Source organism: Embleya sp. NPDC001921 (genome assembly GCF_053594475.1).
The window spans coordinates 25,245-46,753 of sequence record NZ_JBSFEO010000056.1 but is presented as its reverse complement, the minus strand read 5'-3'; the positions used below and the strand labels follow the sequence as shown (position 1 = coordinate 46,753).

At 73.1% G+C, this 21,509-nt stretch carries 17 protein-coding genes; 6 read left to right on the top strand and 11 right to left on the bottom strand.

Annotation, left to right across the window (positions count from 1 at the left end):
- Positions 1-99: 99 nt before the first annotated feature.
- Together ACWCPW_RS43480 and ACWCPW_RS43475 are read right to left on the bottom strand one after the other, a co-directional pair.
- Entirely contained in the window at positions 100-741 is a 642-nt protein-coding gene (locus ACWCPW_RS43480) for an NUDIX domain-containing protein (RefSeq protein WP_449767148.1), read from the bottom strand.
- A gap of 273 nt (positions 742-1,014) precedes the next feature.
- Entirely contained in the window at positions 1,015-2,691 is a 1,677-nt protein-coding gene (locus ACWCPW_RS43475; RefSeq protein ID WP_449767170.1) for a CTP synthase, read from the bottom strand.
- 706 nt (positions 2,692-3,397) lie between these two features.
- Between ACWCPW_RS43475 and ACWCPW_RS43470 the strand changes: the two genes are divergently transcribed.
- On the top strand, positions 3,398-5,218 hold the full coding sequence (locus tag ACWCPW_RS43470) for a glycoside hydrolase family 15 protein (RefSeq protein ID WP_449767147.1): 1,821 nt from the start codon (positions 3,398-3,400) through the stop codon (positions 5,216-5,218).
- 471 nt (positions 5,219-5,689) lie between these two features.
- Here ACWCPW_RS43470 and ACWCPW_RS43465 read toward each other — a convergent pair whose 3' ends face one another.
- The 5 genes from ACWCPW_RS43465 to steA form a co-directional block, all read right to left on the bottom strand.
- On the bottom strand, positions 5,690-6,823 hold the full coding sequence (locus ACWCPW_RS43465) for a glycosyltransferase family 4 protein (RefSeq protein ID WP_449767146.1): 1,134 nt from the start codon (positions 6,821-6,823) through the stop codon (positions 5,690-5,692).
- A complete protein-coding gene (gene murJ, locus ACWCPW_RS43460) occupies positions 6,807-8,432 on the bottom strand; it encodes a murein biosynthesis integral membrane protein MurJ (RefSeq protein ID WP_449767145.1) in 1,626 nt (541 codons plus the stop codon). The genes ACWCPW_RS43465 and murJ overlap by 17 nt, the downstream gene beginning before the upstream one ends.
- 241 nt (positions 8,433-8,673) lie before the next feature.
- Positions 8,674-9,633 carry a hypothetical protein gene (locus tag ACWCPW_RS43455; RefSeq protein WP_449767144.1) on the bottom strand — a complete coding sequence of 320 codons (960 nt, stop codon included), beginning with the start codon at positions 9,631-9,633 and terminating at the stop codon, positions 8,674-8,676.
- The gene (locus ACWCPW_RS43450; protein ID WP_449767143.1) at positions 9,630-10,751 is read right to left on the bottom strand and encodes a copper transporter; all 1,122 of its coding nucleotides are present in this window, start codon (positions 10,749-10,751) and stop codon (positions 9,630-9,632) included. Before ACWCPW_RS43450 ends, ACWCPW_RS43455 begins: the two co-directional genes overlap by 4 nt.
- Positions 10,748-11,923: a putative cytokinetic ring protein SteA gene (gene steA, locus ACWCPW_RS43445; protein WP_406295418.1), complete on the bottom strand. Its 1,176-nt coding sequence runs from the start codon at positions 11,921-11,923 to the stop codon at positions 10,748-10,750. The genes ACWCPW_RS43450 and steA overlap by 4 nt, the downstream gene beginning before the upstream one ends.
- 503 nt (positions 11,924-12,426) lie before the next feature.
- Between steA and ACWCPW_RS43440 the strand changes: the two genes are divergently transcribed.
- The 3 genes from ACWCPW_RS43440 (at position 12,427) to ACWCPW_RS43430 (ending at position 16,257) form a co-directional block, all read left to right on the top strand.
- Positions 12,427-13,674, top strand: a complete 1,248-nt coding sequence (locus tag ACWCPW_RS43440; protein ID WP_449767142.1) for a hypothetical protein — start codon at positions 12,427-12,429, stop codon at positions 13,672-13,674.
- 540 nt (positions 13,675-14,214) lie between these two features.
- Positions 14,215-15,381 carry a sensor histidine kinase gene (locus ACWCPW_RS43435; RefSeq protein WP_449767141.1) on the top strand — a complete coding sequence of 389 codons (1,167 nt, stop codon included), beginning with the start codon at positions 14,215-14,217 and terminating at the stop codon, positions 15,379-15,381.
- Positions 15,382-15,573: 192 nt separating this feature from the next.
- Positions 15,574-16,257, top strand: a complete 684-nt coding sequence (locus ACWCPW_RS43430) for a response regulator (RefSeq protein WP_449767140.1) — start codon at positions 15,574-15,576, stop codon at positions 16,255-16,257.
- Between the two features lie 313 nt (positions 16,258-16,570).
- Here ACWCPW_RS43430 and ACWCPW_RS43425 read toward each other — a convergent pair whose 3' ends face one another.
- Together ACWCPW_RS43425 and ACWCPW_RS43420 are read right to left on the bottom strand one after the other, a co-directional pair.
- The gene (locus ACWCPW_RS43425) at positions 16,571-17,263 is read right to left on the bottom strand and encodes a metal-dependent transcriptional regulator (RefSeq protein ID WP_449767139.1); all 693 of its coding nucleotides are present in this window, start codon (positions 17,261-17,263) and stop codon (positions 16,571-16,573) included.
- Between the two features lie 13 nt (positions 17,264-17,276).
- Positions 17,277-17,816: a YbhB/YbcL family Raf kinase inhibitor-like protein gene (locus ACWCPW_RS43420; protein ID WP_449767138.1), complete on the bottom strand. Its 540-nt coding sequence runs from the start codon at positions 17,814-17,816 to the stop codon at positions 17,277-17,279.
- A gap of 249 nt (positions 17,817-18,065) precedes the next feature.
- On the opposite strand from ACWCPW_RS43420, the gene ACWCPW_RS43415 reads away from it, so the two are divergent.
- Positions 18,066-18,794 carry a GntR family transcriptional regulator gene (locus ACWCPW_RS43415; RefSeq protein WP_449767137.1) on the top strand — a complete coding sequence of 243 codons (729 nt, stop codon included), beginning with the start codon at positions 18,066-18,068 and terminating at the stop codon, positions 18,792-18,794.
- A gap of 160 nt (positions 18,795-18,954) precedes the next feature.
- Here ACWCPW_RS43415 and ACWCPW_RS43410 read toward each other — a convergent pair whose 3' ends face one another.
- Both ACWCPW_RS43410 and ACWCPW_RS43405 read right to left on the bottom strand, forming a co-directional pair.
- Positions 18,955-19,722, bottom strand: coding sequence for a hypothetical protein (locus tag ACWCPW_RS43410; RefSeq protein WP_449767136.1), 768 nt, complete (start codon positions 19,720-19,722; stop codon positions 18,955-18,957).
- Positions 19,719-20,324 (bottom strand): RNA polymerase sigma factor, encoded by a 606-nt coding sequence (locus ACWCPW_RS43405; RefSeq protein WP_449767135.1) that lies wholly within the window; start codon positions 20,322-20,324, stop codon positions 19,719-19,721. Before ACWCPW_RS43405 ends, ACWCPW_RS43410 begins: the two co-directional genes overlap by 4 nt.
- Positions 20,325-20,625: 301 nt before the next feature.
- Between ACWCPW_RS43405 and ACWCPW_RS43400 the strand changes: the two genes are divergently transcribed.
- Positions 20,626-21,420, top strand: coding sequence for a metal-dependent hydrolase (locus ACWCPW_RS43400; protein WP_449767134.1), 795 nt, complete (start codon positions 20,626-20,628; stop codon positions 21,418-21,420).
- Positions 21,421-21,509 lie beyond the last annotated feature (89 nt).

Genomic DNA, 21,509 nt, shown 5'->3' with positions numbered 1-21,509 from the left:
CAACCCCGCGGCGCTAATTCCGCAGCCTTTCGACCCCGACGCGACGGGTGTGCCGGTGGACGCGAAATCCCGAGCCCGCCCGGCGGCGACCGCGGCCCGTCAAAAGGGCCGAGCGGGCCAGGGCGCGTCAGCCGCCCGAAGCGCGTCGAGCCCGTCGCCGGCCAACGCGGCCGAGAGCGCCAGCGCTCCGGAAACCAGTATCGGGTTGTGCAGTTCGCCCGCCAGGATCCCGGCGATCGCCTCGTCCAGCGGAAGCCAGGAGAGTTCCATCCCGACCTCCTCGTGCTCGGCCGCGAACCGCTCGGCCCGCGACTCGGACAACCCGCGCGCGAGGAAGACCCGGATCGCCTCGCCCGAGGAGCCGGGTGTGGTGAAGACGTCCACCAGCACGTTCCACGTGGCGGCCTCGTGGTGGGCCTCCTCGAACAGCTCGCGCTCGGCCGCGTGCAGCGGGTTCTCCCCCGGCACGTCCAGCAGGCCCGCCGGAATCTCCCACAACTTGTGCCGCACCGGGTGCCGGTACTGGCGCAGCACCAGCAGCCGCCCGCGCTCGTCGAGCGCCACCACGCCCACCGCGCCGGGGTGGTCCAGGTAGTCGCGCCGCGCGCTGCTCCCGTCCGGCATCTCGACCACATCGCTGCGCATCGACCAGACCCGCCCCTTGAACGGTGTCTCGCTCTCCGCGACGGGCCACGCCTCGGCGGTATCGACGATCCTCGCCCGAGTGCCCGGGTCGTTCACGATGCGCTCCCCTTCAAGCTGCCGCCGGCCGGATACCGCCGTCCCGATCGGCCAGCCTAGTGCCGCCCCCGACCACGCCGAGCGCTCCCGGTCCGCGGTCGGTCGCGCCCGCCCACCGGCGGGCCGGCACCGGAGGCCATCGGCAAAGAAGCCACCCGCCCCGGGTATCGGGGCGGGTGGCTTCTCGGAGTCGTCGATCGGGCCGGATCGCCGGTCGGGCGCCGCCGCGACCGGCGGTGCGCGCCGGTTCCCGGCCGCGGCACCGCCGGGTGTTCAGGAGGTGGTCTCCGCGACCCGGTCCTCGCCCTTGATCCGCCGTACCGCCGCCGCGACCAGGCCCGCGAAGAGCGGGTGCGGGCGGGTCGGGCGGGACTTGAGCTCGGGGTGGGCCTGGGTGGCGATGAAGTACGGGTGCTGCTCGCGCGGCAGTTCCACGTACTCCACCAGCCGGCCGTCGGGCGAGAGGCCGGAGAAGATCAGGCCGGTCTCCTCCAACCTGGCGCGGTAGGCGTTGTTGACCTCGTAGCGGTGCCGGTGGCGCTCCTCGGACTGGGGCGCGCCGTAGACCTCGCGGGCGATCGAGCCCTCGGCCAGGTCCGCGGTGTACAGGCCCAGGCGCATCGTGCCGCCCAGGTCGCCCTGGCCCGCGACGATGTCGAGCTGGTCGGCCATGGTCGCCACCACCGGGTGCGCGGCCTCGGGGTCGAACTCGAGCGAGTTCGCGCCGTCCAGGCCGGCCAGGTTGCGCGCGGCCTCGATCACCATGCACTGCAGGCCCAGACAGATGCCCAGGGTCGGGATCCGGTGCTCGCGCGCGTACGCGATCGCCTGCACCTTGCCCTCGACGCCGCGGTCGCCGAACCCGCCGGGGACCAGCACCGCGTCGCAGTCGCCGAGTTCGCGCGCGGCGCCCTCGGGCGTCGCGGTGTTGTCCGACGTCACCCACTTGATCTTGGTGCGCACGTTGTTCGCGAAGCCGCCCGCGCGGATCGCCTCGGTGACCGAGAGGTAGGCGTCGGGCAGGTCGATGTACTTGCCCACCAGCGCGACGGTGACCTCGCGCTCGGGCTGGTGCACCCGGCGCAGCAGGTCGTCCCACTGGGTCCAGTCCACGTCCCGGAAGTTGAGCCCGAGCCGGCGCACCACGTACGCGTCCAGGCCCTCGGAGTGCAGGACCTTGGGGATGTCGTAGATCGAGGGGGCGTCGATGGCCGCGACCACGGCCTCCTCGTCCACGTCGCACATCAGCGAGATCTTGCGCTTGATGTCCTGCGGTACGGCCCGGTCCGCGCGCAGCACGATCGCGTCCGGCTGGATGCCGATGCTGCGCAGCGCGGCGACCGAGTGCTGGGTCGGCTTGGTCTTCAGCTCGCCCGACGGGCCGATGTAGGGCAGCAGCGACACGTGCAGGAAGAACACGTTGTCCCGGCCGACCTCGTGCCGGACCTGGCGGATCGACTCGAGGAAGGGCAGCGACTCGATGTCGCCGACGGTGCCGCCGACCTCGGTGATCACGATGTCCACGTCGTCCGCGGCCATGGCCCGGATCCGCGACTTGATCTCGTTGGTGATGTGCGGGATGACCTGCACGGTGTCACCGAGGTACTCGCCGCGGCGCTCCTTGGCGATGACCGTCGAGTAGACCTGACCGGTCGTCACGTTGGCCGAGCCGTGCAGGTCGACGTCGAGGAAGCGCTCGTAGTGGCCGACGTCCAGGTCGGTCTCGGCGCCGTCGTTGGTGACGAACACCTCGCCGTGCTGGAACGGGTTCATCGTCCCGGGGTCGACGTTCAGGTAGGGGTCGAGCTTTTGCATCGTGACCCGCAGGCCGCGCGCCTTGAGGAGCGCTCCGAGGCTCGACGCGGTGAGCCCCTTGCCGAGCGAGGAGGCGACGCCTCCGGTGACGAAAAGGTGCTTCGCCTGCCGGGTGCGACTGGGCGTCTGAGGCACTGCCAAGGAGGGGCTCCCGTGGTTGCGATCGAGGGGATTTCGAAGGGGACGCTGTCGGGCCGATGCGGGCCCGGAACAGTCCCACCAAGTCCACGGGATACCAGCCTAACAGCGTCGGGCGTCGAGGTCCCGCACCCGGTGCGGAACAACTGCGACACCATACGGCGATTGCCCAGAGTGACAACGCACGGGAGAATCCGGGCACATGCCGACGGATCGGCCGAGTCGGATTCGACACAGAGTCAACGATCGGGTCGGCGCTCGCAGGCACGTTTCAGCGCCGACGGCGCACTATGCTACGCAGACGGCGCGCGAGCGTTCTCGGCTCGCCGTCGCCCGCGCGCAGCGGAACCTCACGCGCGCGACGGGTGAGGTCCCCCGGATCCCGACGGGACGACATTTCGGGAGTACCGGTCGATCCGACCACCGTTTCGGCGGTCGATCACGCGCGCGTGGTGCACTCTGGAATGAATCGATCAACCGCTGATCAGAACATGCCGGTCGGCGACGCGGTAAGCACAAGCGCAGCACAACACGGTTCTCCACATCACCGAACGCAGCACAACGCGGTTCTCCGCACCACATTCCGCCGGACCCCCGCCGCGCGCAGTACGAGCCGGAACGCGGCACGCGCCGACCGACTCGCAATACGCACAACCAGGACGACCGGCATCATCAGGACGACCAGGAACGGAAAGCGTTGCCCGTGACCAGCCGCATCGAGGACTACGCCCTCATCGGGGACATGCAGACCGCCGCTCTCGTGGGCCGCGACGGTTCCATGGATTGGCTCTGCCTCCCCCGCTTCGACTCGCCCGCCGTGTTCGCCGGCCTGCTCGGCACCGAGGAACACGGTTCGTGGCGGGTCGCCCCGCTCTCCGGCGGGCCCGCGACACGCCGGCGGTATCGCGGCGACTCGCTGATCCTCGAATCGGAATGGGAGACCCCGCGGGGGACCGTTCGGGTGATCGATTTCATGCCTCCGGCGGACGCGCTGGTCGGCGCGCCGGTGGTGGTGCGGATCGTGGAGGGCGTGTCCGGCCGGGTGCCGGTCCGCTCGGAGCTGCGCATGCGGTTCCACTACGGCAAGGTCGTGCCCTGGGTGCGGCGCGAGGCGGACGGGCGCACCGTCGCGGTGGCCGGCCCCGACGCGGTGTGGTTCGCCAGTGACACCGAGACCTACGGGCGGGGTCTGACCACCTATTCGGACGTCACCCTCGGCGAGGGCGACCGGGTCACCTTCACCCTCACGTGGCATCCCTCGCACGTCGAGGGCCCGCTGCCCACCGACGCGCTCGCCGCGCTGGCGGACACCGAGGCGTTCTGGACCGACTGGATGACCCGCTGCACCTACCGGGGACCGTGGCGCGAGCCGGTGGTGCGCTCGTTGATCACGCTCAAGGCGCTCACGTACGCGCCGACCGGCGGGATCGTCGCGGCGCCGACCACGTCGCTGCCCGAGGACGTGGGCGGGGTGCGCAACTGGGACTACCGCTACACGTGGCTGCGGGACGCGGCGATGACGCTGGGCGCGCTGCTGAAGACCGGCTTCGTGGACGAGGCCAAGGCGTGGCGCGAGTGGTTGCTGCGGGCGGTCGCGGGCGACCCGGAGAACCTGCAGATCATGTACGGCGTGGGCGGCGAGCGCCGGCTGACCGAGTACGAGGCGACCTGGCTGCCGGGCTACGAGGGCTCGCACCCGGTCCGGATCGGCAACGCCGCCGCCGAGCAGTTCCAGCTCGACGTCTACGGCGAGGTGGTCGACGCGCTGCACCTGGGCCGGGTCTCCGGCATGGAGGGCAACGACCACGCGCACGCGCTCCAGCTCAAGCTGATGGACTACATGGAGCAGCACTGGCGCGACCCGGACGAGGGCATCTGGGAGGTGCGCGGGCCGCGCCGGCACTTCGTGCACTCCAAGGTGATGGCCTGGGTCGCGGTGGACCGCACGATCCGGATGCTCGTGGACGAGCCGATGGCCTCGGACACCGAGAAGATGCTCGAGCACCTGCGGGGTGTGCGCGAGGAGATCCACCGCGAGGTGTGCGCGTACGGGTACGACGTGGACCGCAACACCTTCACCCAGTACTACGGCTCGACCGAGCTGGACGCGTCGCTGCTGCTGATCCCGCAGGTGGGCTTCCTGCCGCCGGAGGACAAGCGGGTGATCGGCACGATCGAGGCGATCCAGCGCGAGCTGACCGAGGACGGCTTCGTGCGCCGCTACCCGACCAACGGCACCAGCGTGGGTCTGGACGGTCTGCCCGGCGACGAAGGGGCGTTCCTGGCCTGCTCGTTCTGGCTGGCCGACGACCTGGCGATGATCGGCCGGGTGGAGGAGGCGCGCGAGCTGTTCGAGCGCCTGCTCGCGCTGCGCAACGACCTGGGGCTGCTCGCCGAGGAGTGGGACCCCCGGCTCCAGCGCCAGGTGGGCAACTTCCCCCAGGCGTTCAGCCACGTGCCGCTGATCGACACGGCACTGCGGCTGACCGCGACGATGCGCGCCGAGACGACCGAGCAGGGCTGACCGCGCGGGGTCGACGCGGGCGCGGGGAGAGGCGAGGCGCGAAGGCGGGTCGCGAAGGCGGGTCGCGAAGGCGCAAGCGAGCGGCCCGGGCGGGTCCGGTGGGCACTCCGTGCAGGTGTGCGCATCCGTTCCGAATGGCGCTCCCGGACACCATGACCCGCGAACGTTCCCCGATCGCGGAGCCGGGCGACGAGCCGACCGGCTCGTCGCCCGGCTCGTCGTTGCCGTTCCTGCCCCGGGGCCGGCGGCGACGCGCGCTCGGCCCGTGGCGCGAGCAGCCGCGGGACGGTCCGTGGTTCGCGCCGCCGGTCGGGCCGGCCTCCGGTTGGATGCCGGCCACCCGCATGCCGGCGCCGGACCGGTGGATCCCGGACCGCCCGGAGGAGCACGACCGGCCGTGGCCGCGCGAGGGCTACGCGTGGTCCCGGACGTGGCCGGCGGCGCCGAGGAAGCCATCGAGGTGGTCGCGGGCTACACCGGGCCCAGTTCCTCGTAGATGCTCAGCACCTGGGCGATGGTCTCGCGTTCGTCGGGCCAGGTCGCGGCCTGGGCTCGGCCCGCCTCGACGAGTTCGGCGCGCCGGGTCGGGTCGGCGAGCAGGTCGCGGACCGCGGCGGCGAGCTCGTCCGACTCCCCGGCCGGCACCAACACCGCCGCGTCGCCGACGAGTTCGGGGATGCCGCCGACCCGCGTGGCGACCAGTGCGACGCCGGTGCGCAGGGCCTCCTGGGCCACCAGCGCGCGAGCCTCCCAGCGGCTGGGCAGGACCGCGAGGTCGGCCGCGCCGAGCAGGTCGGCCACGTCGGCGCGATGGCCGAGCAGGCGGACCGGCAGCGACTCGGCGTCGATCCGGTCCTGGAGCGATTCCCGCAGCGGCCCGTCTCCGGCGACCACGAGCAGCGGGGTCGGCTCGTCATCCAGCCACCGCCGCGCGGCGTCCAGAAGCACCGGGTAGTCCTTCTGCGGGGCCAACCTGCCCACCGCGACCAGCAGCGGCCGGTCGCCGGCCGCGAATTCGGCCCGGACCGCCGCCCGATCCCGCTCGGCCGGCGGCAGCGGCGGTGCCGACACCGGTCCGAGCCGGGCGTCCCGCGCGCCGAGTTGCCTGGCCCGGTCGACCAGGTCGGTCGAGGCGCCCAGGACGACGTCGGCCGCCCGGACCGCCCGCCCCTCCAGCACCCGGGTCAGCGCGCCCTTCGCGCCGCCGGCCAGGACCGCGTTGTGCAGGGTCAGCACAAGCGGCCTGCGTCGCACCCGATGTCGGCCGAGCGCGTTGCCCGCCGCCAGCCCCGCGCGCAGCCCGTGCGCGTGCACCACATGCGCCGGGGCGCAGGCCGCGCGCAGTTCGCGCAACGCCGCCCGATCGGTGGGCCGGGGCCCGGACCCGATCTCGACCGGGCGAAATCGCGCGCCGACGCCCGTGAAGTCGAAGTGCTCGTCGGTCGCGCCCGGGCCGCACACGGTCACCGCGACCCCGCGCCCGACCAGGCCGGCGGCCAGCGAGCGCACGTGCGCGCCGACGCCGCCGGTGGACGTGGCCAGGACCAGGACGGCCCGCAGCCGGGCCGGCTCGGTGCGCTCTCGCGACTCAGTCGTCGTGTCCACGTCGCTGCTCCCCTTCCGATTCGGCCGTCCGCCGCCCGCGCAACGCGGCTTTGACAGCCTCGCCGACGGTCACGGAAACGACTCCCGCGAACACCAGGGTGCCCACGATGGCGGCAACCGCCGCGATGATCAACGTGAAGACGATGCCGCCCGTCCCGAAGAGGCGCGACACGCCGAATCCGGCCGCGCCGGCGACGACCGCGGCCACCGCGGCGCCGGCCGCGGTCCGGGCCGTCGACGCGCCCGCCAACGCCCGGGGGCCGGCCGTGCGGGCCACGGCGTAGGCCAGCAACACGCCGGCCACGCCCATCCCGATCGAGTTGCCCAGACCGAGCGCGGCCACCGTCCAGCGCGCGGGCAGCGCGAAGGCGAGCGCGACGTCGGCGAGCACGACCACGCACCAGCCGGCCACCACACAACCCGCGGCGGCGCGACCGTGGCCGGAGGCGTTCAGCGCGCGGCCCAGGTGCGCGATCAGCGCGTACCCGAGCAGACCGGGCGCGAACGCGGCCAGCGCCCACGCCATCTGGTCCGGCTCGGTGGAGCCGGCCATGAACAGCGCGAAGAATCGGCCCAGCGGCGCGGCGGCGGCCAGCAGCAGCGCGGTGCCGAGCGCACCGACCAGGAGCACGGTGCGGGTGGTCGCGGCGACGGCGTCCGCGAACGCGTCCCGGTCGCCGTCGTGCGCGTGCGCGCTCAGGCGCGGGAAGGCTGCGGTGGCGATCGGCACCGCGAGGACCGCGTACGGGAGCAGGTAGACCATCCAGGTGGTCTGGTAGACGACCAGGGATCCGTCCGTACCGCGCCCGTTGGCGAGCAGGATCACCGCGATCGTCGCGGCCTGCTGGGCGATCAGCGTGGCGACGCCGGCCAGCGCGAGGGTGCGCACCCGGCGGGCCACGCCGTCCGGGAAGCGCAGCGTGGGACGCAGCCGCAGGCCGGTCGAGCGCAGCGGTACGACGGTGACCAGCGCGAGTGCCAGGACACCCGCGGTGGTGCCCAGCGACAGCGTCAGCTCGGCGCCGCGCGGCAGGTCGGCGAGGTTGTCCGGGTCGACGTCGTAGCGGTTCGCGTAGAGCAGATAGCTGCCGGCCACCACCAGGCTGGACACCAGCGGCGCGAGCGTGCCGGCCAGGAAGCGGTGGTGCGCCTGGAGGATGCCGCCGGCGACCACGGCGATCCCGTACAGCAGCACCTGCGGCAGGAACACGAGCAACATCCGGGACGCGACGTCCGCGACGCCGGGCCCGTCCGCCTTCCCGGCCAACAGCAGCTCGGCGATCGGGCGGGCGAGCAGCGCGCCGAGCAGCACGATCGGGGTCAGCACCAGGACGACCCAGGTCAGCAGCGCGGACGCGATCCGCCCGGCGTCCCGGCGCCCGCCCCTGGCCACCGGCCCGGCCAGCACCGGCACGACCACGCTCGCCAGCGCCCCGCCCGCCACGATCTCGAAGACGATGTTGGGCACCGAGTTGACCGTGCTGTACGCGGTGCCCAGGACGGTGTCGCCGACCGTCCCGGAGAACACCAACTGCCGCCCGAACCCGGCCAGTCGGGCGAACACGGTGACCACCGCCATCAACGCGGCGGCGCCGGCGAGGCCACGCACGACGGCGCGCGAGCGGGTGGCCCCGGCGGGAGCGGCGTCGGAGGCGGGAGCGACTCCGGAGGCGGGAGCGACTCCGGAGGCGGGGGCGATCGCGTCGGTTCCGCTCTCGGGGGGCGAGCCGTCGGCTCCGCGGCCATCCGACGGCGGACAGGCGCCCCGGGTGTCCGTCACCTGCCGACCATTCCCGTGCCGCGCTCGGACACGCCCCCTCGCGCGCCCGCGGGCCATCGATCGTTGCCGGTCATGCCGGTGCGGTGGCTCCCTCGGCGGCCGGCTGTCGGGGTGCCGGAGCGGCGGCCGGGCGACGGCCGAGCATGTCGATCGTGTTCAGCGGCCGGTTGCCGGCGATGACCTTGGTGAAGCTGACCTTCTCGCTGGCCGCGGTGAGCGCGGTGAGCACGAGCGCCTTGGCCAGCAGGCCCTTGCGCGAGGAACCGGCGGCGAAGGCCACGCCCAGGGCCGCGCCCAGCGCGTTCGCGCCCGCGTCGCCGAGCATCGACTTCTCGCCGAGGTCCTCGGGCAGCAGCGCCGCCGCCGCGCCCACCGGCGCCGCCGCGAGGGCCGCCGCCGGGCCACCGCGGAGCAGCCGCGGCGTGCCCGCGATCAGGACCGCCTTGGCCGCGCGGCCCGGTCGCAGGTCGAACAGGTTGATCAGGTTGGCCGTACCGGCGACCACCACGCCCGCGAGCAGCTTGTCCACCGGCCGCCGCTGCACGAGCGCGCCGGCCGCGAGGCCGGCCGCGCCGAGTCCGACGATCTTGAGCCCCCCGCTGGTCAGTTCGCCCTTGGCGAGCGCGCCCAGGTGGCCCTTGAACCCGCGCCGATCGCTCGACCCGGCCATGTCGTCGTAGGTCCCGAACCCGGCCCCCGCGACCGCCGCCAGCACGCCGGCCGCGCGCCACCGACCGGGCACCCCCGGGGCGCACGCGGCGGCGACGGCCGCACCGACCGCCGTCGCGGGCCCTTCGAGCAGGGTCAGCACCTCGCCCCGGTGGTTGCGCCGCTCCCACAGCGCGGCCTCGCCCGGCGGGCGGCGGGTCAGCGCGGCGTACGCGGCCCGGGCCGCACCGGTCGCGGCCAGCGCCGTCACCAGCCGACCCGGCCGGCCCCGACGGGCGTCGCCGGGGGCCGCGGCACGGCCGGCGACACGAGCGGTGGCACGGGCGGTGGCACGGGCCGGGGCGGCGGCGGCCTTCGTCACGGCGTCTCCTTCTTCGGCAGTTCCGGCAACGGACCGTCGGTGGTGCCCGTCGTACCGTATTGGCCCGAACTGCCCTGCTTGTCCTCGACCACCAGGGACCACACGACCGCGACCTGACCCACGGGCGTGTCGGCGGTGTCCACGGTGGAAACGGCCTTGGCGGTTTGATCGTTACGGCGCAGCGCCCAGATCACGCCGTTCTCCTGCGCGGCGGACGCGGTGCCGGCCATGACCGTACCGCCGTCGCCGCCGTCCAGGGCGCGAGCGAGCGAAAGATGGATGTTGTTGACCCGGCCCGGATCGTCCCCGCCGGTGGCGCCCGAGGGCGCGACGATCACGACCAGGTCGGCGCCGGTGGCGGGGTTGTCCTTGACGTCCACGAAGCCGGCGTCCTTGAGCTTGGTCAGCGTCTCGGTCGCGGCCTGCGTGTTGTGGGTGGCGGGGGTGGTGGTGCCGTTGTTCTGGTTGGTGGTGCCCTGGCCCGGGGTCTGGCCGCTCGGCGGCGCGGAGGTGGTCCCGGTCCCGGTCGCGGGCGCGCCCGACTCGGGCGTGCCCGGCGTCGAGCCGGTCGCGGGCGGCTGGGTCGACGCCGGCGGCGAGCCGGGCGTCCCGGTCTGCGGCGGCGGCAGCTTCTCGGTGATCGCGCCCGCGAGCACGCGCGCGGCCCGGTCGGTCGCCGACCCGGTCGGGAAGGCCGCCGCGTTGGCGCCCAGCGCGGTGACCAGGTCGCTCTCCCGCTTGGGGTCGGTCCAGGCGCCCTTGACCGCCACCTGGCCGGTGACCGTCGCGGAGGCGCCGTCGAGCAGCTTGACCATGCTGTCGGTCAGCTTGGTGTCCGCGCCGGGCAGCGCGACCACGACCGCCTTGTGCCCGGCGAGCCGGCCCTTGGTCAGCTCGGGCCCGACGGTGTTCATGATGCCGTTCAGGTACCTCGTACCGGCGTTCGCCCGATCGAGCTCACGACGCAGGCCTTCGTTGTTCCGGGCCAGGTCCTGGACCTGTGTGTCGAGCCCGGAGACGGCCGCCTCCTTGAGGAAGGACGCGCCGAGCACCAGCCCGACCGACAGGGCCAGGAAGACCGCGATGATGGAGACGACGTGGTATCTGAAGTCGATCAACTGAACAGTCCCTGGAGCCAGTAGACGAAGGCGTCCCACTGCGCCCCGAACACGTGGAAGTACGCGCGACCGAGCGGGGTGACCCGCACGGTGACCGCGATGGTGACCAGCGCGGCGAGGCACAGCATGAGCAGCGATGTCGTGGAGATGCGGCTGCGGTACAGACGGCTGACGCCCTTGGCGTCCACGAGCTTGCCGCCGACCCGCAGCCGCGTGAGGAAGGTGCTCGCCATGCCGGCCCGGCCCTTGTCCAGGAACTCGACGAGCGTGAGGTGCGTACCGACCGCGACGATCAGGCTCGCGCCGCCGTCGTCGGCGAGCAGCATCGCGATGTCCTCGCTGGTCCCGGTGGCGGGGAAGGCGATCCCGTCCACGCCGAGCTCGTCGAGGCGTTCCATCCCGGGGGCGCGCCCGTCGCGGTACGCGTGCACGATGATCTCCGCGCCGCAGCGCAGTGCCTGGTCGGACACGGAGTCCATGTCGCCGACGATCATGTCCGGCTTGTAGCCGGCCTGGAGCAGCGCGTCCGCACCGCCGTCGACCCCGATCATCACCGGGCGGTACTCCCGGATGTACGGCCGCAACGCGGCGATGTCCTCGCGGTAGTGGTAGCCGCGGACCACGATGAGCACCTGACGGCCGTCGATCCGGGTCCGGATCTCGGGGACGCCGACGCCGTCGAGGAGCAGTTCGCGCTCCTCGCGGATGTACTTGAGGGTGTTCTCGGCGAACGCCTCGATCTGCTCGGACAGCCCGGCGCGGGCCTCCTCCATCGCGGCCGCGACCGATTCCGCGTCGAGCAGGGTGCCGACGGCGATCGGGTCGTCGCCGCGGTAGAGGACGTTGTCCTCGACCCGGACCAGCTCGCCCTCGCGGATTCGGTCGAGCACGCTCCCGCCGACGGCGTCGAGGAGCGGCACACCGGCCTCCACGAGCAGTTGCGGCCCGATGTTGGGGTAGCGCCCGCTGATGCTTTCGGCGGCGTTGACCACGGCGGCCGGCCGGCACTTGACCAGCGCCTCGGCGGCGACGCGGTCGAGGTCGCCGTGATTGATGATCGCGACGTCTCCGGGCCGGAGGCGCTTGGTGAGGTCCTTGGTACGCCGATCGACCCGGGCGAACGAGCCGGTGTCCTCGGTATGCCGTCGACGACGAAGCGCGGGAATCCTCACCGGCGCAATCCTGCCATGCACAGTATTTGGCGGTGGCCTCCGGCCGTTCTCCTCGCTCGCTCGTCGATCACCGGTCGACGATGAAGTCGTGGGCGCCGACGCGCCGAGAGGCGCCCGAATTCGCGGCAGCCCTGGGGTGGGGGCGCGGCCGGGTCGTGGGGGCGGGGCCGAAGCGGGGGCGGGTCGGGGGCGCGAGGAGGGGTGAAACCGAAGCGCGGCTGTTACACGATGCCGGTGGAGCAGCGCACCCGGCGTGGGGCCGCGGGGCCGCGGCAGGCCACGTCGATGCCCGTGAAACCCCGCGCTCCGCACGCGACGGTGGGCCGGTGGGACATGTCCCACCGGCCCACCGAGAGGCGGCCGCACCCGTGCCCGCCCGGCTCGGGTACTCGGCCCGTTCCGGGCTCGGTGGGGATGCCGACGAGCGGCGTCCCCCATCCGGGGGATCGGGATCGGCACGGGTGGCGACGCGCTCGGGTGTGGGTCGCCACAAGGCTGTCCGCATGGAGACCACGGAGCCGACCCACACCGCCGACCCGCACCCGACGGCACCCGATCCGACATGCGCGGACACCGATGCCGGGCATGTTGCGGAGGGGGACCCGCGCGGCGGACCCCTCCCGGTCGCGGCCCCCGGGGCGTACCCCACCCTCGACGTCCCGCGCGGCGCCGACCCCGTCCGTCCGGGTCCGGCCGGCGCCGAGGCCCGGGGCGTGCTTCGGCGGCGGCTCGCCTGGTTCGCGGTGCTCGCGTGTTCGCCGTACCTGCTGTTGAAGTTGCTCTGGGTGGTCGGGATCGACGTGGGTGTGGCGCATCCCGACGAGCTGAATCGCGCGCGGTGGATTGCCGCGAACGCGCTCACGTTCGGGATGGACGCGATCGCGGCGCTGATCGCGTACGGCCTCACGCGGCCGCGCGAGGTCCGGGTCCGCGCCTGGTTGATCGTGTTGCCGTTGTGGGTCGCGTCGGGGTTGCTCGTGGTGATCATGCTGGCCGTACCGCTCAGCCTGATGGGTGCGGCGGTCGGCGACGCCGGCAATCCGTTCGCGGGCGACGACTTCCTGCAACCGTGGGTGTACGCGGTCGTCTACGGCGGCTTCATCGTCGAAGGCGCGGTGCTGTTGACGGCCTTCGGGCTGTACGCCCACGAACGCTGGGGCGCGCTCTTGCGGGTCCGCGTTCGGGCGCTGCCGGATCCGGCCGGCACCGGTGCCGCACAGCGGTTCCTCGGTACGGTCGCCGCGCTCCTCCTCGGCTTCGCGGGCGTACTCCGGCTGGCGTGGGCATCGGGCGCCGACGTCGGCATGACCGGCCGGTGGATCGCCGACCGAAACGCGACGGGACGGTGGGTGGACGGCGTACAGGGTGGGCTCGCCCTGATCGGCGCGACGGGCCTGATCCTGCTCGTCCACCGGCTCGGCGGCACGCGTGTCCGAGTTCCCCTGGCGATGGCCTGGCTCGGGGCGGGCAGCGCCTTCGGATGGGGTGGTTGGATGGGCTTGATCAGCGCCGGAGCCGCGCCCGGCAGCACCCTGGCGGAGCGCACCTCCACCCTCCTGCGCTTTGTCTACACTGCCGAAATGATCACCGGCGTCCTGGCTCTGACCATCGGCTGGTTCTTCCTGACCGAGTACGCCAACCACACACGCCACATCGCGCACCCGGCACCCGCGAGCCACACCCCCGACACCCCCGACACCCCGAGCATCACCGGCGAGCCCCACTCGCACTCGACGGAGGCCCGCCCGTGACCACCGGTCGCATCGACGCCGCCCCGCCGACCTCCGGCCGCGCCGCCGACCACCGCGCGCGAACGCCGGAACCGCCCGCCGCGCCGCCGCCGGACCGAGCCGCGGCCGCACATCGCCCGTGACCATCCAGACCGGGCACGGCGAACGCCTGACCGCCGCCGTCAACCCCGACGGCGCACCGAGCGCCGCCACGCGCGCCGCAGCCTGCCCGGCAATCGCATCCCGACCGACCCGACTCCCGGACGGGAACACCGAGGACGCCCCACCCGCCGACATCCGCCCGGGCCAGGGCCACACGCCGCGCGGAACCGGCCGGGCCGGGCACACCGCCACCGACCGCGCGCCGGGGACCGGCGTGGGCGCCGACGCCGGGCGCGGAGGTGCGGGCGGGGGCTCGGGCGGGGTCGGGGGCTCGGGCCGGGGGTGGGCGGCGTGGTCGGGTGGGTGGGTCGGCGGATGATGGCTCGGGTTGTTCGGGGGCTGGTCGGGCGGCGGGCGCGGTTGCGGTGGGTGCATCTTGTGTTGGGGGGTGCCCTGTTGGTGCCCTTCCATTTCGCCGCGCTCACCGTGCTCGCGGCTACCGGGCTGTTGCGCGGCACACCGGCGGAGGTGCTCACGTCGCAGTTCGTCGCGCTGGTCGTGGCGCTGCCGTTCGTGGCGGTGGCCGGGCTGGTGCCGCTGGTACGCACCCTGGAGGGCAGCGCCGCCCGGGTGTTGTGCGCGCCGGAGGGCGAGGTGCTGAGCGTGCCGGCGACCGGCGCGGCGGCGCGGCGCCGGGCGTCCGCGTGGTTCACGCTGCACGCCCTGCTGGGCGGTGTCGTCGCGGGCACCTCGCTCGCCGCGCCGCCCGGGGGCGTGGTCTTGCTGGTACTGCCCTTGGCCCCGGCCCTCGCCGACGTCTTCCCATGGGCCGAACCGGCGCACGCGCTGCCGATCGCGTGGATGCCGGTCGGCCTGGCCCTGCTCGTCCTCCCCCTGCTCGTATCCGCCGCCGCCGGCGCCTGGCTGGCCCGCGTCGCCCCCACCCTGCTCGGCCCGACCCCCGCCGACCGCCTCGCCCTCGCCGAGCAACGCGCCGAACGCCTCGCCGAACGCGCCCGAATCGCCCGCGACCTGCACGACTCCGTCGGCCACGCGCTGAGCGCCGTCGGCATCCAGGCCGCTGCGGCCGGCCGGCTACTGGAGCGCGATCCGGCCTTCGCCGCCCGGGCGTTGGCCGCGATCGAGGACACCGCGCGCGAGGCGGTGGCCGAACTGGACCATGTACTGGGCCTGTTGCGCGAGGAATCGGACCCGTCCGCCGCACCCGTGCCGTCGCTCACCAACCTGGCCGACCTGATCGCCCGCACCCGCGCGGCCGGCGCCGACGTCGACCTCGACCTCGGCCTCGAACCGGCGGCAGGCCTGGAGGGCTTGCCGCGCCTGGTCTCGCGCGAGGCGTACCGAATCATCCAGGAGGGATTCGGCAACGTATTGCGGCACGCCGGCGCAGTCCCGATCCGACTCCGCATAGCGGTCGCCGAGGGCGAGTTGGCCATCGACCTGAGCAATCCACTCGGCTCGCGCCGGGCCACCCGACACGGCGGCGGACGCGGCCTGCGCGGCGCCGCCGAGCGAATCGCCGTACTACGCGGCACCTTCACCGCCGCCGCACACGACGGCCACTGGCACCTGACCGCCCGCATCCCCCTGGAAGGCCACCTGTGACCAGGCCCCACCCGCCCTCCGACCACCGCCGCGCAGCCCACGCGCCATCGCGCCCATCGGGCGACTCACCAGTCGCACGAAGGCGGAATTCCCGTCCACGCCGGCGCGCGCTATGGTCACCGGCGCCCGGCCCGCGCCGAGTGTCGGTGGCGGGGAAGCGGGTGTGCGTCGCAACCGCTTGGAGGTACACCCGTGACCGAGCCCGTGCGTGTGTTGATCGCCGATGACGAGAGCCTCGTTCGTGCGGGACTCCACGCGATCGTGGCCGCCGAGCCCGACTTGGCTGTCGTCGGGGAGGCGGCCACGGGTGTGGAGGCGGTGGCGAGGGCGCGGGAGTTGCGGCCGGATCTGGTGTTGATGGACGTTCGCATGCCGGGCCTGAACGGGATCGAGGCGACCGCGCAGTTGCTGCGCGAGCCGTCGGGCTCGCCGAAGGTGCTGGTGGTGACGACGTTCGAGAACGACGAGTACGTCTACGACGCGCTGCGGGCCGGCGCGCACGGCTTCCTGCTCAAGCGGGCGCGCGCGGACGAGATGGTGCACGCGATTCGGACCGTGGCGCGAGGTGATTCGTTGTTGTTCCCGACCGCGATCCGCGACTTGGCGTTGAGCCGGGCACCGGCCCGGGAGCGGAACCGGGAACTGCGTACACGGATCGACCGGCTGACCGCGCGCGAGCGGGAGGTGCTGCGGCTGATCACGGCCGGCCTGTCGAACACCGAGATCGCCGAACGGACCGCGCTGGGGCCGGAGACGGTCAAGACGCACGTGGCCCGTGTACTCGGCAAGCTGGGCGTCCGGGACCGCACCCAGGCGGTGATCGCCGCGTATGAGAGCGGATTCGCGACGACGGGGCGCGGGGGCGGCTGGGAGTAGGTCGGTCCGGTGTGTCGGCCCCAAGAACAGGTTCCGTGCCGGCTCAGGCCGTCGGGCGGTGCAGGCTCTCGCGCAGGCGGTAGGCCCGGATGCCGAGGGAACGCCCCCGGGAAGGCCGAGTCGGGTGGGTCGGACGGACAGCGCGATCCACCCCGAAATCCCGGCCGCCCCGACCGGCGACTTCGCAGGTTGCCGCTGCGTGGGTGGTTCTCGATCACGGTCGTGGTCGAGAACCACCCACGAGGGTGGTCGAGAGCCACCCTCGTTCCGGTGCCGGCCATGGCGATCCGGGACGGCACGCCGCTTGCCGGGCTCAGCGCCTGGCCACGAAGACGTGCGCGGCGGTTCGGGTGGGGAGTTCGGCGGCCTCCCCGCCGCTGCCGACCGTCACACCGCCGGGCGAGGACGTCACGCGCACGACCGCGCCGGGCTGTACCCCGGCGTGCCGCAGCGTGTACATCAGCCGGGAGTCGGTCTGGATCGGCTCCCCGATGCGCCGTACGACCGCGCTCGCGCCGTTCGGCCCCGGCTCCAGGTCGCCGAGGCTGACCATGCTCTCGCCGGGGAACGGATCCATGGCACCCTGCTCCCCGAGCTCCTCCAGGCCCGGGATCGGGTTGCCGTAGGGCGACTGCGTCGGGTGCCGCAGCAGTTCCAGAACGCGGCGTTCGACGGCCTCGCTCATCACGTGCTCCCAGCGGCAGGCTTCGGCGTGGACCTCCTCCCACTCCAGTCCGATCACGTCGACGAGCAGGCACTCCGCGAGCCGGTGCTTGCGCATCACCCGCGTGGCGATCCGCCGACCGTCCTCCGTCAACTCCAGGCGCCGGTCGCCCGCGACGTACAGCAGACCGTTGCGCTCCATGCGGGCGACGGTCTGGCTGACCGTGGGGCCGCTGTGGTGCAGTCGCTCGACGATGCGGGCGCGCTTGGGGACCACGCCTTCCTCGGCAAGCTCCAGGATGGTACGGAGGTACGTCTCCGTGGTGTTGATGAGTCCGGACATGCTGCTCGTCTCGTCAGGCGGGGGTTTCGGCGGTGGCGGTCAGGACCGCGCGGCCGAGGATGTGGCCGGCCATGGTGAAGCCGAGGACGGCCGGGGTCGCTTCGGCGGAGACGCCGATGGACTCGACGTCGAGGGCGTGCACCACGACGAGGTAGCGGTGCGGGCCGTGTCCGGCGGGCGGGGCGGCGCCGATGAAGCGCGCGGCGCGGGCGTCGTTGGGCAGTTGGAAGGCGCCCTCGGGCAGCCCCGAGCCGGTGTCGTCGCCCGCGCCCTCGGGCAGTTCGGTGACGGCGGCGGGGATGTCGGCGACCGCCCAGTGCCAGAAGCCGGATCCGGTGGGGGCGTCGGGGTCGTAGACGGTCACGGCGTAGCTCCTGGTGCCTTCCGGGGCGCCGCTCCAGGACAGGTGTGGGGAGACGTCCTTGCCGCCGGGGACGCCGAAGATGCCGGAGAACTGCTCGGGGGACCAGGCGGCGCCGTCGGTGACGGTGGTGCTGGTGACGGTGAAGGAGGCCGCCTCGGGGAGGCGGGCGAAGGGGTCGTTGACGCTCATCGTGTCGTGCCTTTCGAAGTGTCTCGGGATGTTGCCGACAGTCGCGTGCGCAGCCCTCGCCGCTGCTCGGCAGCGGCAATGGGCTGTGACTGCCGCCGCCCATGGCTGCCCTTGGTCGGGCTCCGGCCGGAGCCCGGCCGGAGCCCGACCGGTCCTGGTGGAGGCGGCCACGGCAAGCCGACGAGCGACTGACTTCATCGACCATAGCACCGATAATCGATTATCAGTCCAATCATCTATGCTGACCCCATGACACAGACCACGGCCGTCCCTTCCACCTCGCCGGGGAAACAGATGCTCTCCGAGCAGGTCTACGCCCGCCTGCGGGACGCGATCATGCGTGGGGCCTACGCCCCCGGCGAGGCCCTCAAGCCGCAGGACCTGGCCAAGGAACACGGCGTGAGCCTGGCCGTCGTACGCGAGGCGCTCGTGCGGGTGGTCGGCGACGGCCTCGCCGACCGGCTGCCCAACCGCGGCTTCGCCGTACCCGCCTTCTCCGACCAGCGCTGGCAGGAGATCGCCGAGGCCCGCCGCACGATCGAGCCGGTCGTGCTGCGCATGTCCGTCGAGCGCGGCGACCTCGACTGGGAGGCTCGGGTACGAGCCGCCCACCACCGCCTGGCCCGCACCCCGCCCTACACGCCGGAAGAGAGCAAGTACTACAGCGACGCCTGGGCCGAGGCCCATCGGGTCTTCCACCGCACCCTGCTGGAGGGCTGCGGCAACCCCGTGCTCCTGGAGACCTTCGATCGCATGTGGACCGCGAGCGAACTGGCCCGCCGCTGGTCGGCCCACCGCTCCCCCGACCGGGACGGCATCGACGAACACCGCCGACTCGAGGAAGCGGCGCTGGCCCGCGACGCCGACACCGCGGCCGCGGTACTGGTCAAGCACCTCACCCGGACCGCGACCAACCTGACCGACCCCGCTCACCCCGAACCCGGACACGACACCACGCCACACACCAACCCGGCCTGACGGTCAGGTGTCAGGCGTCGGACCCAGGTGTCAGGCGTCAGACCCTCCCCCGGACCGCCACGCCGATACCGCGCCCCACGGCGGCGGCCAAGCCGCACCGGACCCGAAGCCGCGCCGGGGACGCGGCCCCGCGGGCGAGCCGGGCGAACCGCAGCCCGTGCTATCGGCCGGGCGTCGGAGCAACCGGAGTGACCGACCCGGGCGAAGCGGGTGGCCGGGTCGGCCCGTCATCGAGGGTCGGGCCCGTCATGTTCGGGTCGTCGACCAGGACACAGGGACCCACCGGGCCATCGGCGAGCTGGTAGCGGGTGGTGCTTCCGGCGCTGTCCGAGTTGTATACGCGCCGGCCCTCGTGAACGCCCGGGTCGGGCAGATCCTTCGCGTTGACCTTGAAGAGAGTCGCGGTGAGCACCAACGTGGCGTCCGGTGGCATCAGCTCCGGGCGTACCTCGGTCCATTGGTGCTTGTAGAACTCCAGTTCCGCGTCCGTCATCAGCCGGCCCTCGGGCGACGGGAGCCAGTGATAGATCGCGTTCAGGTCGTCGTTGGAGACGGGGCGCTCGGTGAAGCGGCCGGGGGCGCACTTCTTGCCGTAGGGCACGTAGTCGACGACTGCCCTCAACCCCAGGTCCCGGAAGCGCTGTTCGAGGCCCTTGGGGTTCCGGAACTCGTCGACCTTGAACAGGATCCCGCCGTCGGGCCGCTTCACCACCTCGAAGGGCTGGGCCTCGGCCGAACCACCGCTCAGCATCGGCACGCCGACCCCGATCCCGGTGGCGAGCACCGCCGAGGCGGCCAAGCCGTAGACCGCCCGCCTGCGCCGGCGAGGGGTCGCGGTGCGCTCGAGTGGCGGGTCGGTCGCCGGCACACCTCCCTCGGCGGCGAGCGTCTTGAGCTCCTCCAGCGCGCGTTCCTCGAAATTGATCATGCCTTCGCCTCCGCCTGTACGTGTGCGGTCCGGGTCTCTCGGTGGGGCCCCGCCGACGGCGAGCCCAGTTCCTTCGCAAGCCGTCGCCGCGCCCGGTGCAACCGCACCCGCGCCGCGACCGGCCCGATGCCCAACACCCGTGCGGCCTCGACGACCGTCATGCCGTCGACGCTGACCAGTTCGACCACCGCGCGGTCGTCCTCGGACAACCGCTCGATCGCCCGGTAGATGTGTCGGGCCGCCGATGCCGCGTCGAGTCGCTCCTCCAGCCGCAGGATGTCGTCCTCGTCCAGCCATCGACGGCCCGCCATCCGCCGCGACGCGTCGGCCTCACGCGCCGAGCGACGACGTTCGCTCGCGACCACGTTGCGGGCGACCCCGTACAGCCATGCCAACTCACCGCCCGGACCGCCCCGATAGCCCCCCGCGGAGCCCATCGCGGCGATGAAGACCTCGACGGTCAGATCGGCGGCCGATTGTGGGTCGTCCACCCGTCGGGCCACGAAACGCCCCACCGCGTCTATATGTCTGCGATAGAACGCCTCCAGGAGCGCCGGGTCCCCGGCGATCCCTTTGACCGCTTGCACATCCGGTCCGTCCAAGGTGGGCTCCTCGCGCCGCGCCGATGTTGTTGCCTGTCACCTCTCTTGTGGCGGGTGGCATCGAGAGCGTTACAGGTCGCCGAAAGCGGCTCCGACCCGACGCGGACCCGGCACGCGCACATATGCGTACGCGCACGCCAGGCACCCGAGGTCAACGGCCGAAGACGCCCCCGGCCGAAGCGGCCCACCGAACGGCTCCCCTCCCCAAAGGGGGTTCACAGGGCCCGAGATCGCCACCGCTAAGCTGCGGTCACTGTGCGGGCTCGGGGTTCGCCCGGGTTCAGCAGAGGAGCACAACCGCATGATGGGGCCGGCCCATTCACTGTCCGGAGCATGCGCGTGGATGGCCGCGGGTGCCGCCGCCGATGCCTACGGTCGCCCGATGCCCTGGCCCGTCCTGGTGGTCGGCGGCCTGATCTGCGCCGGCGCCGCCCTCGGACCGGACCTGGACCACAAGGCCGCCACCGTCTCCCGCTCGTTCGGACCGCTGTCCCTGATCTTGTGCGGTCTGGTCGACACCCTCGCGTCCGCCACCTACAAGGCCACCCGCAAGAAGGGCGACCCCCGCCGCAACGGCGGCCACCGCACCCTCACCCACACCTGGGTCTGGGCCCTGCTGGTCGGCACCGGCGCCTCGGCGATCTGCGCGTACGGCGGCCGTTGGGGCGTACTGGGCGTTCTGTTCGTGCACATGGTGCTCGCCATCGAGGGACTGTTGTGGCGCCAGGCCCGGTTGCACAGCGACATCCTGGTCTGGCTCCTCGGCGCCACCAGCACCTGGATGCTCGTCGAGATCCTGAACCGGCCGGGCAACGGCTCGAATTGGTTCTTCACCGAACCCGGCCGGGAGTACTGGTGGATCGGCCTGCCGATCGCCCTGGGCGCCCTCACCCACTGCGTCGGCGACGCGCTCACCATCTCCGGCTGCCCGATCCTGTGGCCGATACCCATCGGCCGCAAACGCTGGTACCCCCTGGGCCCGCCGAAGTCCATGCGCTTCCGCGCGGGCGCCAAGGTCGAGGTCAAGGTCCTGATGCCACTGTTCATGGGGGCGGGCGGTCTGGGCGCCGTCAGCGCCCTCGGCTACCTCGGCTGACCCGGCTCTCCCGCACCCGCGTTCGACTGCCGGAACGGTTTCCCGACGGCAGGCAATTGCCCCTGTCATGCTGATTGTTCCGGCTCGAA

Bases quoted from the DNA above. Each gene is read 5' to 3' on its own strand.
- ACWCPW_RS43440 (WP_449767142.1), top strand. From the start codon at position 12,427: ATGGAGACCACGGAGCCGACCCACACCGCCGACCCGCACCCGACGGCA.
- ACWCPW_RS43425 (WP_449767139.1), bottom strand. From the start codon at position 17,263: ATGTCCGGACTCATCAACACCACGGAGACGTACCTCCGTACCATCCTG.
- ACWCPW_RS43420 (WP_449767138.1), bottom strand. From the start codon at position 17,816: ATGAGCGTCAACGACCCCTTCGCCCGCCTCCCCGAGGCGGCCTCCTTC.
- ACWCPW_RS43415 (WP_449767137.1), top strand. From the start codon at position 18,066: ATGACACAGACCACGGCCGTCCCTTCCACCTCGCCGGGGAAACAGATG.
- ACWCPW_RS43410 (WP_449767136.1), bottom strand. From the start codon at position 19,722: ATGATCAATTTCGAGGAACGCGCGCTGGAGGAGCTCAAGACGCTCGCC.
- ACWCPW_RS43400 (WP_449767134.1), top strand. From the start codon at position 20,626: ATGATGGGGCCGGCCCATTCACTGTCCGGAGCATGCGCGTGGATGGCC.